This window comes from Methanolobus zinderi, assembly GCF_013388255.1.
Lineage (GTDB): Archaea > Halobacteriota > Methanosarcinia > Methanosarcinales > Methanosarcinaceae > Methanolobus > Methanolobus zinderi.
The window spans coordinates 769808-784930 of sequence record NZ_CP058215.1; the positions used below are offsets into that span (position 1 = coordinate 769808).

General features: G+C 42.2%; 10 protein-coding genes. 8 read left to right on the forward strand and 2 right to left on the reverse strand.

The window, feature by feature from the left end; all coding sequences use genetic code 11:
- Positions 1-79: 79 nt before the first annotated feature.
- Positions 80-1405 (reverse strand): PAS domain S-box protein, encoded by a 1326-nt coding sequence (locus HWN40_RS03915; RefSeq protein ID WP_176964526.1) that lies wholly within the window; start codon positions 1403-1405, stop codon positions 80-82.
- 389 nt (positions 1406-1794) lie between these two features.
- On the opposite strand from HWN40_RS03915, the gene HWN40_RS03920 reads away from it, so the two are divergent.
- The 4 genes from HWN40_RS03920 (at position 1795) to HWN40_RS03935 (ending at position 7953) form a co-directional block, all read left to right on the forward strand.
- Positions 1795-5367 carry a methyl-accepting chemotaxis protein gene (locus tag HWN40_RS03920; RefSeq protein WP_176964527.1) on the forward strand — a complete coding sequence of 1191 codons (3573 nt, stop codon included), beginning with the start codon at positions 1795-1797 and terminating at the stop codon, positions 5365-5367.
- A gap of 20 nt (positions 5368-5387) precedes the next feature.
- Entirely contained in the window at positions 5388-5879 is a 492-nt protein-coding gene (locus tag HWN40_RS03925; RefSeq protein ID WP_176964528.1) for a chemotaxis protein CheW, read from the forward strand.
- A 136-nt stretch (positions 5880-6015) separates the two neighbouring features.
- Positions 6016-6615: a CheR family methyltransferase gene (locus HWN40_RS03930; protein ID WP_176964529.1), complete on the forward strand. Its 600-nt coding sequence runs from the start codon at positions 6016-6018 to the stop codon at positions 6613-6615.
- A gap of 84 nt (positions 6616-6699) precedes the next feature.
- On the forward strand, positions 6700-7953 hold the full coding sequence (locus HWN40_RS03935) for a CYTH domain-containing protein (RefSeq protein WP_176964530.1): 1254 nt from the start codon (positions 6700-6702) through the stop codon (positions 7951-7953).
- Between the two features lie 12 nt (positions 7954-7965).
- Here HWN40_RS03935 and pap read toward each other — a convergent pair whose 3' ends face one another.
- The gene (gene pap, locus HWN40_RS03940; protein ID WP_176964531.1) at positions 7966-9453 is read right to left on the reverse strand and encodes a polyphosphate:AMP phosphotransferase; all 1488 of its coding nucleotides are present in this window, start codon (positions 9451-9453) and stop codon (positions 7966-7968) included.
- Positions 9454-9650: 197 nt separating this feature from the next.
- Here pap and HWN40_RS03945 point away from each other — a divergent pair, with 197 nt between their 5' ends.
- The 4 genes from HWN40_RS03945 (at position 9651) to HWN40_RS03960 (ending at position 14982) form a co-directional block, all read left to right on the forward strand.
- Positions 9651-9995, forward strand: coding sequence for a DUF362 domain-containing protein (locus tag HWN40_RS03945; RefSeq protein ID WP_176964532.1), 345 nt, complete (start codon positions 9651-9653; stop codon positions 9993-9995).
- 42 nt (positions 9996-10037) lie between these two features.
- Complete coding sequence (locus HWN40_RS03950) at positions 10038-11861, forward strand: CHAD domain-containing protein (protein WP_425487365.1); 1824 nt, start codon at positions 10038-10040, stop codon at positions 11859-11861.
- 158 nt (positions 11862-12019) lie between these two features.
- Complete coding sequence (gene ppk1 / locus HWN40_RS03955) at positions 12020-14089, forward strand: polyphosphate kinase 1 (RefSeq protein ID WP_176964534.1); 2070 nt, start codon at positions 12020-12022, stop codon at positions 14087-14089.
- Entirely contained in the window at positions 14089-14982 is an 894-nt protein-coding gene (locus tag HWN40_RS03960) for a Ppx/GppA phosphatase family protein (RefSeq protein ID WP_176964535.1), read from the forward strand. The genes ppk1 and HWN40_RS03960 overlap by 1 nt, the downstream gene beginning before the upstream one ends.
- Positions 14983-15123 lie beyond the last annotated feature (141 nt).

A 15123-nucleotide genomic window follows, 5' to 3' on the forward strand; every position in this document is an offset into this window, starting at 1 on the left:
AGTCTACATAAAAAAATTAGCATGAATATAGCTTTTTTAGACCCTGTCGGGTACAGGTTATCATTGAAGCAAAGTCATATTATCGCTCATCCAGAATAAGGTTTTCTATGTACTGCTTTTTCCCGTCAATCTCCGCTTCTGTAACTGTCCTTATCACGGGAACGTTCCTTCCGTCGGACTTTGCAAGTATGCAACTTGAGGTAAGTATTCCGGAATTTTCAGATGCAGCAGGACATTTTTCACCGGGTGAGCAACAGATGAGGTCACTGCACTTTTTACCAAGAATGTTCTTTTCGGAATCTCCAAGGATACTGCAGCCCGCATCATTGACATAGACTATTTCATAGCTTTCAGGATCAACAACAACGATGCCATTGTGCAGGGAGTTCAGTATCGCTTTTAACCTCTTCTCGTTTTTCTGGATACTCTCCCCTAGTTTCCTGTGTTGAGTTACATCTCTCATTATGCACTGGACTTGCTCCTTATTCTCCTCGGATGCATGGCCCAGGTTGCAACTAAAGCTTGCTACAATTGTCGACCCGTCCTTTTTGACCATTTCACAATATGAATGGAATGTATCATCACTATTCCTGAGGTCAATCGGTTTTATGTGCATTTCTTTGTTATTCTCGGGCAAGAAGTTCTCAAAAGCTTGTCCGATGACCTCCTCTACAGTGTATCCCATGGTGTGCAACCATTCGGAACTTACATCCAGCAGAATTCCGTCCATGGACATGACCTGATATCCCAGGGGAGATTCCATGTAGAGTCTTCGATAGCGTTCCTCTCTTTCTTTGAGAAGCTTCTGTGCTTTTTCCTTTTCAGCAATTTCTTTTTTAAGAGCACTGTTGGCTTCTTCCAGTTCCTTTGTTCTTGCACGGACAAGCTTCTCCAGCTTATCACGATGTTCAAGTAAGGAATTATGATCACAAGTTTCCTCGGTAACATCCTCAAGGATAAGGGTCGCTCCATGTTCACCATTATCAAAAGTAGATGGTATGATCCTGGCACGGAAATAACATTCTCTGTCATCCCGGCAGAAATGAAGCTTCTCTTTCTGTTCTTTTCCCATTATAGCTTCGTGTAACTTTGAGATGATCTCTCTATCCCTGCTTACCGAGTTCAGAATCCTGTCCGCTTTTTCTCCGACAACATCATTTTTTTCCATCTTCAGCAGATCCAGGAATTGTCTGTTTACCTGGATTATCTGGAGGTAGCTGTTTACCACGAGTATATACTCTGATGAAAAGTTGAGCAATGTAGACACAGGAATCCTGTGGGACAGGTAATATACCTTGGCAGTGCCGATGGAATCCATGTCAACATGGCCACTGATGCGTAAGATTTCCAGGTACTTTGCAGTCGTGTTCCTGCTTATTTTCAATTCCCTGGCAATATCAGTCACGCTCATACCCCTGGGATTTGATCTAAGTAGGTTTTTTATTCTATCCTGTTCGGATCCCTGATTTTCCATTGCAGTCGCCATTTTTAATTTTAAGGTTTTTATATATTTGATTGCACAAACTTCTATTTATAATATGTGATTTGCTGGCAATATAAATTATTACATCTGGATAATCTTTCTGTCTCTTCATCTGATCTTTCTGATTTTGCTAAAAATACGCAGGCATATAATATTATATTAATAATATATCCAAATATTTATATAATATACTTCGCAATTTCTTTTTGCTAATCAAAGCTGATTATCGAATATGGGTGACGTAAGCTCAACATATTCGCATTTGCGCTGAATAGTATCAAAACGTCAATATCATCAATGGACGGGTACATATGTTTGGAACGAACGACAGATTTAAAACAGAACTTATTAGCGTAATAAACGCTGTGAACTCGGGAGATCTGGATGCACGTATATCTCCAAAGAACGGTTCACTGGAAAAAGAGGCAGCCGAATCGGTGAACATGCTCCTTGAAGATTACTTACGTTTAAAATATGGGGACAATAAAAAAACAAATACTGCTTCTGTTCATCCTTCCGGAAATAACACTCTTGTAGACGAAGTGATGCACCTGATCGATGCGGCTGTGGAGGGTAAGCTTGACGCACGTGCACAGGTTGAGAACTATAATGGTGATTCAAGAAAGGTACTTGAAGGTATCAATGAACTTCTTGATGCGGTTATAGGTCCTCTGATCGTTTCTGCTGAATACATCGACCGTATATCCAAAGGTGATATCCCTCAGAAGATCACCGATGAATACAAAGGTGATTTCAATGAGATCAAGAATAATCTCAATATCTGTATAGATTCCATCAATACTCTTCTTCAAGAGGCCGGGTTACTGACAGAGGCTGCAATTGAGGGCAAGCTCACAGTACGTGCTGATGCCGGAAAGGTAGAGGGCGAATATTCAAAACTTGTGCAGGGAATGAACGATGTTGTGGGGACCCTTGTAGGTCATATTAATAGTGTACCCGTGCCCTTTATGATCATAGATAAGGATTATAATATCTCTTATGTCAACGACAAAGCCGCCGCAGCGGCAGGCCTGGATCCTGAAGTAATGATCGAGACAAAATGTTATGGTCACTATAAGACAAATATCTGTCAGACAGATGATTGTGTATGTACCAGGTCCATGAGGACACGGAATTTAGAGCATGGGGAAGCTGTGGCAGATCTCGGGTCAGATGTGCATATTAGTTGCAGCGGATTACCCCTAAAAGATCGCAAAGGTAATGTGATCGGTTCTCTGGAAGTATTTATGGACCAGACTGAGATAAAGAACGCATTGGCAGATACCAGATCTAAGGTAGAGCTGCTTAACAGTATTCCAGCACCTGTTATGGCAATTGATACCGACTTCAATGTGACCTTCATGAATCCCGCAGGTGCAGCTGCAGTGGGAATGGTTCCAGAAGCCTGCACCGGAAAGAAATGTTATGATCTTTTCAATACTCCCCACTGTAATACGGAAAACTGTCAACTGGCCAAGGCTATGAAGACAGGTGAAGTATGCACTGCGGATACCACTGCAAATTTACCTTCAGGTGAACTACCGATACGGTATACCGGTTCTGCTCTCAAAGATAAAGAAGGAAATATTGTAGGTGCCCTGGAGTATGTGGCAGACATCAGCACAGAGGTAGGTGTGACCGAAGAAGTCATCAAGCTTACAGATGCGGCCATTAACGGAAGGCTTGATGCAAGGGCTGATGAATGCAGATTTGAAGGCAATTGTCAGCAGATCATAATGGGTGTAAACAAAACACTTGATGCTCTTATATCACCACTAATAGTTGCAGCGGAATATGTGGACCGCATTTCCAAAGGTGAGGTCCCGCAAAAGATCACCGATGAATATAAAGGTGATTTCAATGAGATCAAGAATAACCTTAATCAGTGTATAGATGGTCTGGGTGCTCTGACTGAATGCAATACCGTACTACAGAGTCTTGCAGTAAACGATCTAACTGTAAAAGCAAGTGAGGATTACGAGGGTATTTTTGGTGAGCTGGCTCAGGGTGTCAACGAGGCAATAGAACATCAGCTTGTAGTACTTAATACTACCAAGTTGATATCTAAGGGTGATCTTAAGATGCTGGAGGTCTACAGGGAAATAGGCCAGAGATGCGAGAACGATGAGTTCGTACCTGCCTACATTGAAATGATGGAAAATATTCAGGGTCTAGTGGATGCCTTTGTTGAAATGGGCAATGCAACATCGCAGGGTAAGCTTGATTTCAGGGCGGATACCGGGAAGTTCGAAGGTACGTACAATGAAGCCCTGGTTGCTGTCAATACAGCGTTCGATGCGGTCATAGGCCCTCTTAATGTAGCAGCCGAGTACATTGAGAGGATAGCAAAGGGTGATATCCCCGACAACATCACAGATACATATTATGGCGACTTCAATGAGATCAAGAACAATCTGAACCTTTCTATTGATGCTATAAATGCTCTTGTGGATGACTCACGGATGCTTGCTGAAGCCGGAATGTCCGGCAACCTTGCAGTAAGGGCGGATGCATCCAGGCACGGAGGTGATTTCAGAGAGATCGTAGAGGGTGTTAATATGACGCTGGATGCCATTGTCACTCCTGTTAAAGAGAGTTCAGAGGTCATCAATGCATTCTCCGAGGGAAGGCTTGATGCAAGGATTACAACTGATATGAAAGGTGATTTCAAGGCACTTGCCGAAACGCTGAACGGGTTTGGTGAAGACCTGCGATCAATTATCAAGGACTCCGGGGAAGTTCTGGCTGCAATAACAGATAATGATATGACGCGTCCTGTTCATATCGAAGGTGTAGGTGATTTCAAAAAACTTACTGATGGTGTGGAGCAGACAAGACTCTCAATGAATAATATTGCTTCACTTGTAAAGAACTGTTCTGATGATGTTGTGGTCATTGCAGGTGATATGTCTGCTTCATCAGCTGAAATTTCCTCCTCTGCAACAGAGGTTGCCGAGACCGTGAATGCGATATCCCAGGGTTCGCAGAATCAGTCCCGGAAGACAGAAGAAGTATCTCTCACCATGCATGATATGACCCGGACTGTCCAGGAAGTAGCCACCAATTCCCAGAAAGCAGCTGAGACTGCTATGCAGTCCAATGAGCTTATCCACAACCTGGGTGTCATTGCCAAGGACCTGCTTGTGAAGATGGATGGTATCAAGGACGCATCTTCAGAATCATCCCATGTAATAATGGAACTTGACGGCAAGTCCAAGCAGATAGGAGAGATCGTAAATCTCATAACCAATATCGCTGACCAGACAAACCTGCTTGCACTCAATGCAGCAATAGAAGCAGCACGTGCAGGCGAGCATGGACGAGGTTTTGCGGTGGTTGCTGACGAGGTCAGAAAACTTGCCGAGGATTCCGGAAATGCCGCCAAACAGATAGCAGGTCTTATCCACGAGATCCAGGAAGGAACCTCCAATGCTGTAACTTCAATGCAGCAGGGATCCGAAGAGGTTTCCACAGGTGCTGAAGCGCTTAATGAAGCTGCCAGTGTTATTGAGAAGGTTGTATCCGCCGGCGATCTGATCGCAAGTATGGTACAGGACATCGCAGCCGCTGCACAGGAGCAGTCCGCTTCCATAGAAGAGGTAACATCTTCTGTTGAAGAGGTCAGTGCGATCTCAGAAGAATCTGCAGCAGGTACTGAAGAAGCATCTGCAGCCGTACAGGAGCAGACCGCCACCATGCAGGAACTTTCAAGATCGGCTGAAGACCTTGCTCTGCTTGCAGGTGAGATGAAGTCTGTGGTCGATAAGTTCATGCTCGATGAAATGGCGACAGGCGCAACCACCTCTCCGGGAAGTGGTCCGGATTCTCCTGAGAAGAAACAGGGCGAAATTGAAATGGGACCAAAGGACAGTGCTCTTGTCTGATCAAGTTGTGAGGAAAATCCATGGACGAACTGTCATTTGATGGAACAAATGTGACCGAAGATCTGCTTCAGCTGGTGATCTTCCAGCTTGGTGGCGAGGAGTTCGGTGTCGAGATTGTAAAGGTTCAGGAGATCATAAGGATGCCTGAGATAACTCAGATCCCTCAATCTCCTGATTTTGTAGAGGGTGTGATCAACCTTCGCGGAAATGTAATTGTGGTTGTAAACCTCGAAAAGAGATTCAATCTCAACCTGAAGGATGCCGATGATAATTCCAGGGTTATCGTCGTTGAGATCGGGAACAATGTTGTGGGTATGATCGTAGACTCTGTCAATGAGGTATTAAGAATCCCCAAATCCAGTGTGGAACCAGCACCTGATCTCGTGCTTTCACAGATCAGCAGGGATTACATCAAAGGTGTCGGAAAGATCAATGAACGTCTTCTGATACTGCTGGATCTTGCCAGAGTTCTGACAATCGAGGAAATGAATGAAGTGGCTGCCCTTGCCTGATCGGCAGGGGATTTTACTTTTCTTTTTTTCAGCATATGTTTGATGCTTTGAAACCCAAAAACAATTAATTTATATAATACGTTACTTATTTTATTATTAAGTAATATTTTCTTGGTACAATCTTCAGAGATATAATATGGCTTTTACATACTTTTTCAGGGATATGCAGACTCTTGAAATGATTAGGGATTACGTTATCCCTGAACTCAGGACCCGCCGGTATATCCATATCTGGGATGCGGGCTGTGCCATGGGGCCTGAACCTTATTCACTTGCAATGGTGCTGCGTGAGAACATGGGTATGATCTTCAGGAATGTGAAGATACACGCAACTGATATTGATAACAGTAATCTCTTTGGTGATATCATCAGCAGAGCTGTCTATCCCAGGGAACAGGTTCAGAGAATACCAAAGAATATTTTTGAAAGGTACTTCTCGCCAGCCGATGAGCCTGGACATTTCGTTCTTTCTGAAGAGATCAGAAAGAGTGTTTATTTCACAAGACACGATCTTCTGGAACTGCAGCCCATACGTAAGGGTCTGAACCTTATACTCTGTAAGAACGTACTGCTGCATTTCCAGGAGAGTGAACGGATAGAGGTTATCAGGATGTTCCATGATGCCCTGGACGGAGGATACCTTGCCATGGAGCAGACCCAGAAAATGCCCGAAGAGCTTGAAGATTATTTCGAACCGGTGGTTTCCAACGCACAGCTGTACCGGAAAGTTTGTTAATATCTTCGAATTATCTGGATGAGAGTCCTTAGTTTCAGATAAGGAAAAGGTTTTATCTTTGTGAACGTATTTCTAATGAGGCGAATGATGGAGATAGAAGCCAAGTTCCTGTTGTCTGATGAAGTTGTTTTTGAAAAGCTTTCAAGCATTGATTCCATTGATACATTTACTGTTGCTAACAGAATAAAAAGCAATTTCAAAGACACTTATTTTGATACGCTGGATATGGCTTTGTATTCAGCAGGCTATTCTTTCAGATGCAGGGAAAAACCCGGGAAGATCACCTATACTCTAAAATCGCTTGAAAAGACAGATTCTGTTATCCGGAAGCGTGAAGAGATAGAAGTTGTAGTTCCGGAAAAATGTGAAGTCTCCGAACTCGATGAGGGAAGGCTTAAGAGTTTTGTTTTAAATGTGATAGGCTCTGGCAAATTATTCTCTTTATTTGAGGTTATACACGAAAGGACAAGTTGTGACCTTATGGATGATTCCAGAAATGTTGCCGAGCTAAGTCTTGATGATGTTGTTATTAAATGTAAGGGGAATGAAAAAGCCTACCTTGAAGTTGAGGTGGAACTACAGGAAGGTAGCGAAGATGAGCTCCAGTCCCTTGCAGAGGTGATGGTCGGGGATTTTGGATTGATGCCGGGCAGCAGCTCAAAGTTTGACAACGGACTTGAGCTCTGGCGTGAGAATATTTCCCGGACTGCAGGAAAACTTGATTACGGCAAAGTTCCCTCCAGGAAAAAGATCGATCCAATAACTTTTACTGAATTATTGAATGACTATGATGTTGAAAGGAATCATGCACGAAAGGTTACTGAAAACTCCCTTGCACTCTTTGACGAGCTGATATCCGTGCACCGTCTGGACCCGGACCTCAGAGACACAATGATAATGGCTGCACTTGTCCATGATGTAGGAGTAACGACCGATGTGAAGGGGCATCATAAGGCAGGCAGGGATATACTGCTGAGACAGTCCCCTGCAGAGATACCATTTCCATTATACCTGATACTTCCGTGGACAACTTTTCTCCATAAAAAGAAAATTCACGAGGACAAACTGGCAAAACTGTTTGTTAAAAAGAAGTTCTCTGCATTACCTCAAAAAATGAGGGATGACATTCTGAGGATGGCAGCGATCCTCAGGATTGCCGACGGGATGGATTACAGCCGCATGGATAGTGTTATCAGTAATATAGAGACCAGGAATAAAGATGTGATCATTGAAATAAAAGGGCCGGGATCAGAGATAGATGCCCGCAGAGCAGAGAAAAAGAGCGATCTGTGGGGTCTTGTACTTGACAGGGCAGTTAAATTCAGGCCGGTTGCATGAATTTTTTCAATTTCATTCGAGTTCCTGTTCCAGTTTTTCCACAACCGTCCTGAGTACCTTTACCCTTGCATATTTCTTATTATTACCTTCAACAATGGTCCAGGGTGCATAGGTGGTACTGGTCTTTTGTAGCATCTCATTTGCTGCTTCTTCGTACAGGTCCCACTTTTCCCTGTTCTTCCAGTCATCTTCAGTGATCTTCCATCTTTTATGAGGTATTTTTTCTCTTTTTTTGAACCTCTGGAGCTGCTCTTCCGGGTCTATATGAATCCAGAACTTCAATACAATAGTTCCGTAATTGGAAAGTATCTCTTCGAATTCGTTTATTTCCCTGTAGGCGCGTTTCCATTCCCTGTCGGTGCAGAGATTCTCAACCCTTTCCACCAGTACCCGTCCATACCAGCTCCTGTCAAAGATCGCCATATGGCCTGCTTCAGGTATTTCATTATAGAATCTCCACATATAGTGATGTGAAAGCTCTACGTCAGAAGGAACTCCGATGGGTATCACCCTGTAGAGTCTCGGGTTCATCACCTGTACCAGCCGTTTTATGCCTCCGCCTTTACCGGATGCATCCCAGCCTTCAAAGACCAGTACCAGAGGCCTCTTCTGCATGAAAAGCCTGTATTGCAGGCTCCAGAGCCTTTCCTGATATTCCTCCTTCATTTTCTTATATTCATGGCCTGAAAGTTTCCTGCTAAGATCGACTGTTTCCAGTATAGAAGGCTTAAGGGATTTATTGATGTATGTATGGTCTCTCTCATTTTCCGACTCTTTGTGTTTTTCTTCCACCTTTGCGATTCTGTTCTCCAGAGCCTGTATAAATGTAGCCATGATCCTGACAGTTGCAAAATTGAGATCATTTGCCTCTGTTATATTCCACGGAGCATGGGATGTGTCTGTCCTTTCAAGCATTTTTTCGGTCAAAGGCATTAGCCTGTCGTATTCTTTGATATAGTCCTGTTCCTCTTCTTCGGAAATGAAAAGTGGAATGCCTTTGCCATTTATATATTCAAATCTTTTTTGCTGTACTTCTTTGCTGATGTGCAGGAAAAACTTGAATATAAGGTAACCGTCATCTGCAAGTTGCTTTTCAAAATATGTTATTCCTTTGAGACAATTTGTGATCTCTTTTTCGGGTATGTCATGTATGAAATGTTCAAGGAGTGCTCTGCGGTACCAGCTTCTGTCAAAGATGGCAATCTCACCCCTTGCAGGGATCTTTGTCCAGAATCTCCATATCAGGGGTTTTCTCAATTCCTGTGCGCATGGTTTTCCTGTGGTATGGAGTTCGAATCCCATGGGATTGAGAGGCATAAGAAATCGGTTTATTATCTCTGCCATACCGGATGCATGCCATCCTTCAAAAACGACAATTACGGGTATTCCCAGCTTCCAGGCCTTTCTCTGTAGTTCACCAAGCCGTATGGTGAACTCATCGATCAGGTCTTCATATTCGTCCTTTTCTATACTTTTTGACAGGTCCACCTTATCAAGCATTTAATCACTACTATTTTTAGCTAATACGATAATTTATCTATGGAAATAAGTTTTTTAATCTATTCAATACCTATTGATATTAGCGTCTTTTTATATGTTCTATTTATTTTATTGTTCACTATATACAATTCCTTAAGAAATGCTTTTATTGTTTAATTATGAATGTCTATATAAATACACTATGTCGAGTTGATACTGTGCCCCTGGTAATTAAAAAGAAATGTGTTTCATGCAAAAAGTGTGTTAAAAAATGCCCTGTTGATGCGATTTCCATGAATAAGGGAAAGGCATTGATCGATAATGATATTTGTATCAATTGTGGCAAATGTATCAAGATATGTCCGGTCAAAGCTATCCTCAAGAACAAGGAAATTGTGGAACTTGAAGTGGAATCTAATATCAAGTCACTGAAAAAGGGACTTGAAAAATCCAAAAACAAAAAGTCCAGAAAGCGTATGGTAAAGAACAGGATGCGCCAGCTAAAGATGCAGGACCGGATAATCAGAAAGACCATCAAGGAAATGAAACATTTGAAATTATAATATTAAAGCAAACCCGGTCTATTCGATTATCCAGGTGTTACAGTGTCATCTCCAGAACGATCCGGACAAACTGCTTTAGCAGTGTTTTCTTTTTTCGCTGGTCTTGTTTTTTCAATGACAGGAATACTTTTTGTTATGGTTGCGGAGGTATCAAGATATTCCGAACCTCAGGTGATCATGACCTCATGTATCCTTACAGGACTCGGGCTTATGCTGACCATGGCGGGAATCAACCTGAGTGTGCTAAAGAATACTCCTTTTAGTAGCAGATCCTTCCTTGCAGGTGTTTTTCTTTCCATGGGCGGTCTTTTGCTATTTTCCGTATTATATCCTGAAAGCTGGTTCTATCCGGAGCTCGCATATGCAGTAGTACCTTATTCTCTGGGGATATTCCTGTTGATGATCAATTTGTTTGTCAATTATCATGCTGTTTATTATCTTTACCAGGGAAGCTTTATGGAAGACAGGTCGGCTCTTGCAAAAAACATAAACGTGTCGGAGAATGAATATAATGATAACAATATCAGGGATGGTTCCGTTATGAGAACATTTGCAGGTATACTTCTGACCAATCTTTTGCCCGGACATCCGGATAAATCTGAATATTCCGTGTCTGATAAAGACGACGAGACCTTTGTAACCGTCGGGCATGGTCTTAATGAGGTCACTGAAACCAGAGATGATATTTTTGATAATGCAGATCTGCCGGATGAGACCCGGGCCTTTAACTATAGTGTGAAAGCTGAAGAGGATGCAGTTATAGATGATCAGGTCGCTGAAAAGGCCGATCAGCAGGGGTCTGAAAAAGATGTGGACTCCGTCTCTACAGCAAATGGAACTAAAGCCTCGGTTCCGTTTTCTGATTTCATTTTCATGAAGAAGACCAATGTAAAAGCCGATGATACGATGCGTGAAGCCTCACGCAAACTCCTGATGTACCATTTCGGTAAAATGGTCGAGCACGAAAGAGGTACCAAGGTCGGAAAAGATACCGAGGAACTTCATGATATGAGGGTTGCTGCCATGCGCATGCGTTCTGCCATCGAAGTTCTTGAAGACTACCTTGATATGAAGGAGATGTCCGATCATTACAAAAACATAAAATCCACTAGAAAGGTGCTTGGTAAAGTGCGTGATCTGGATGTATTCCTTGAAAAGATCGACGAGTTCCTTGAAGACCACCCTCCTGAAAGAAGGGCGGAAATGGACCCTCTCACAGACTCTATCTTGATAGAAAGGGCGAAGAACCGGGGAAAGATGCTTGTCTATCTTGATGATTCCAAATTTAACAAATTCAAAAATAATTTTACCGATCATCTCCTTCACAAAAAATCCTGGAAAATGAAATCCTTTAAGAAAGGCGAACCTGTCCCTACAAGAGTAAAAGACGTACTTCCGGTGCTTTTATATGAACAGTTTGCAACCGTGAGGGCATACGATGTGCTTGTCTCTCCCGAAACAGAGCATACTCCTTCTTTTGATCAGTACCATGAACTTAGAATAGATGTGAAGATACTGCGTTACACCCTTGAGTTCTTCAGGGAGGTACTTGATTCGGAATCAAAAAGTGTAATAAAGGATTTGAAGGCGCTCCAGGATAATCTTGGAGATATGCATGATGCCGTTGTGGCACTTGAGCTTCTGGAAAACTTCGAGAAATCCGGTAAATGGGGTGAAGATGGTAATAATAAATCATCTGAAAGCGGTAGCCTGCAGGATTATCCTGGTGTTGATGCCTATATCGAATACAGGAAAAAGGAACTTCAGGATCTGCTTGATGCCTTCCCCCAAGCGTGGGCGAATGTCATTGAACCTGATTTCAGCTTGAGGTTCTCAAAGGCAATATCGGGTATTTACACATCCTGAAGAATGAATCCATTCAAATACGTATCGACAGTATGACTATATTGCTTTATATATGACTATATATGGACCTGTATGAAATTTTATATAATAGGTTTACCGTCCTTTTACCAAAATACGAAAGCATCGTTCTATTCCTAAGATCACTTAAAATGGATACCATGTCTGGCGAAGTAAATGATTATATAAACAGAGAGATCAGCTGGCTTTCATTTAATGAAAGAGTACTCCAGGAAGCAAAGGACCCTTCGGTCCCTTTACTTGAACGTTTGAAGTTTCTGGGGATATTTTCTTCGAATCTGGACGAGTTCTTCAGTGTAAGGGTCGGAACCCTGCAACGTATGATAGACGCAGGGGTGAAGTCAAATGCCATGGTAAGCGCATCTCCTAAAAATATAATGAAGGAAGTACACCATAAGGTACTGCGATTACGTGATGATTTTGACGGGGTGTTTGCTGAGCTGACCCGGGAAATGGAAGAGAATGATATTATAATTGTTGATGAAACTGAACTTAATGAAGACCAGAGCTCTTTTATTGAACAGTATTTCCAGGAAAAGGTAAGACCACGTCTGATTCCTGTTATGCTGAAAGATATCCCGGATTTCCCGTACCTTAAGAACCAGGTGATCTATCTTGTTATCGACGTCAGAAAAAGATGGGACCCAAATGCTTCAAAATTCGCTCTTATAGAGGTTCCTGCCGATGTGCTACCACGTTTTATCATGTTACCTGAGTCCGGTGATAAGAAATGTGTGATAATGCTTGACGATATAATCCGTTTTGGCCTAAAGGATATTTTCTCGACATTTGAATATGATTTTATTGAGGCATATACGATCAAACTGACAAGGGATGCTGAACTGGATATTGATGATGATGTCACGAAAAGTTTCTTCGAGAAGGTATCGGAAAGCCTTGAAGAAAGAAAGAGGGGTCAGCCAGTTCGTTTTGTTTATGACAGGAATATGCCTTATTATCTTCTGGATTTCATACTTAAGAGGCTGGGTATTCAGAAATTTGAGAATCTTGTTCCGGGTGGAAAATATCACAACGCAAAGGATTTCATGAATTTCCCTAAGATCGGCCCTTCTTCCTTCTATTACGAAAAGAAGCCTTCTCTGCCTCATAAAGACCTTGTGAGCCATAAGAGTATTTTTGCTGCCATAAGAAGCGGGGATATCCTGCTTCACTATCCCTACCAGTCCTTCGATCACTTTATCGATCTACTTAGGGAAGCGGCAATTGATCCGAATGTCTCAAGCATAAAGGTCACTCTCTACAGGGTTGCACGCAACTCCAACGTAATCAATGCACTTATAAATGCAATAAAGAACGGGAAGAAGGTCACAGTCGTTATTGAACTTCAGGCGCGTTTCGATGAAGAATCCAATATTTACTGGACCCAGAAACTTGAGCAGGCAGGTGCAAGGATAATAGATGGAGTTCCTGGATTGAAGGTGCATTCAAAACTCTGCCATATAACAAGAAACGAAGGTAATGAGCTCGTTCATTATTCCTGCATCGGAACCGGTAATTTCAATGAATCCACTGCCAGGCTATATTGTGATCATATGATTATGACAAAAGACCCGGACCTGACATTTGAAGTGGACAAGATCTTTGATTTCTTTGCCCACAACTACAAAGTCTATGATTATAAGCATTTGATCGTATCTCCCCTTCAGATGCGCAATGTATTCGAGCAATATATTGAGAATGAAATAGAGAATACGAAGGCAGGAAAGCCGGCTTATATCCATGCGAAGATGAACAGTCTTGTGGATAGCAGAATGATAAACAAACTCTATGATGCCAGTAATGCAGGTGTCAGAATCAAGCTCATCGTAAGAGGTATATGCTCTCTAGTGCCAGGTGTTAAGGATCAGAGTGAGAATATAGAGGTAATCAGTATAGTTGACAAGTACCTTGAGCATTCACGCATTTTCATTTTCTGTAATGATGGCGACGAAAAGTATTACATTTCCTCTGCCGACTGGATGGTAAGGAATCTGGACAGGCGTGTGGAGGTTGCCACCCCTATTTATGACAGATCGATACAAAAGGAACTGAAAGAATACATGGAGCTGCAATTTCTTGATAATACAAAGGCAAGGATAATCAATGAGCATCAGGACAATCATTACAAAAGAGATGGTGACGGTTCTTTCCGTGCCCAGGAAGACATCTATGATTACCTTGAAAAAGAATTAGCTACTGGAGACACTTAATGAAATTTGCTGCAATAGATGTGGGTTCCAATGCTGTTCGCCTGCTTCTCTCAAAAGTTGATACCGAAGGTGTTGAACCCGTCTATGAAAAAATATCCCAGTTCCGCATGCCTATACGCCTGGGAGATGATGCTTTTGTTCATGGGAACATTTCCGATGAAAAGATAAGAAAGCTTGTTAAGACTATGATCGCTTTCAGATACCTGATGGATGCCTATGAACCCATGGATTATATGGCATGTGCCACATCTGCCATGAGGGAAGCGGAAAACAGTGATAAGGTAGTCAAAAAGATAAAAGATAAAAGTGGTATCGATCTCAATGTGATAAGCGGCAGGAAAGAAGCGAAGATAATCTATTCCAACCGTATCGAAAAGATCATCGCGGATGGTGATTCTTCTTCCTACCTGCATGTAGATGTGGGAGGTGGAAGCACTGAGATCATTGTATTCAACAGGAAAAAAGTACTTGCCTACAGATCTTTCAATATCGGGGCAATTCGGATGCTTGAAGGCTTCGTGTCAAAAGACGAATGGAAAGATATGAAAAAATGGGTAAAATCTGTAACAGAGGAATATAAGCCAGTTTCAGCAATAGGCAGTGGCGGAAATATAAATAAAGTATTCGCCATGTCAAATACAAAAGAGGGCAAGCCTATTTCTTTTAAGAAACTGAATAAAGTGTATAAGTTCCTGAAAGGATACTCACTTGAACAACGCATAACAAAGCTTGGTCTTCGTCCTGACAGAGCCGATGTCATTATCCCGGCTTCCAAGATCTACTTCTCGGTCATGAAATGGGGTAAGATCGATAAAATGCATGTCCCACGTCTTGGTCTGGCAGACGGTATTATACACGTACTATATCACAAACATAAGGAAAAGTATGTTTGAACTAAAAGCTCCCAATCAGTGATTTTTTTGTACATGTTTTGGAATATGCTGGATAGCTCAGTAACGTCTGTTTTTGTATATTTGTTCGTATATACACGATTAAATTATAGCCATAGGCCCCGGTTTCATGTTCATAATGCA

What these genes read in the sequence shown, in the direction of transcription:
- ppk1 (WP_176964534.1), top strand. Translation starts at nt 12,020, where the DNA reads ATGTCTGGCGAAGTAAATGATTATATAAACAGAGAGATCAGCTGGCTT.
- HWN40_RS03925 (WP_176964528.1), top strand. Translation starts at nt 5,388, where the DNA reads ATGGACGAACTGTCATTTGATGGAACAAATGTGACCGAAGATCTGCTT.
- HWN40_RS03935 (WP_176964530.1), top strand. Translation starts at nt 6,700, where the DNA reads ATGATGGAGATAGAAGCCAAGTTCCTGTTGTCTGATGAAGTTGTTTTT.
- pap (WP_176964531.1), bottom strand. Translation starts at nt 9,453, where the DNA reads ATGCTTGATAAGGTGGACCTGTCAAAAAGTATAGAAAAGGACGAATAT.
- HWN40_RS03930 (WP_176964529.1), top strand. Translation starts at nt 6,016, where the DNA reads ATGGCTTTTACATACTTTTTCAGGGATATGCAGACTCTTGAAATGATT.
- HWN40_RS03960 (WP_176964535.1), top strand. Translation starts at nt 14,089, where the DNA reads ATGAAATTTGCTGCAATAGATGTGGGTTCCAATGCTGTTCGCCTGCTT.
- HWN40_RS03920 (WP_176964527.1), top strand. Translation starts at nt 1,795, where the DNA reads ATGTTTGGAACGAACGACAGATTTAAAACAGAACTTATTAGCGTAATA.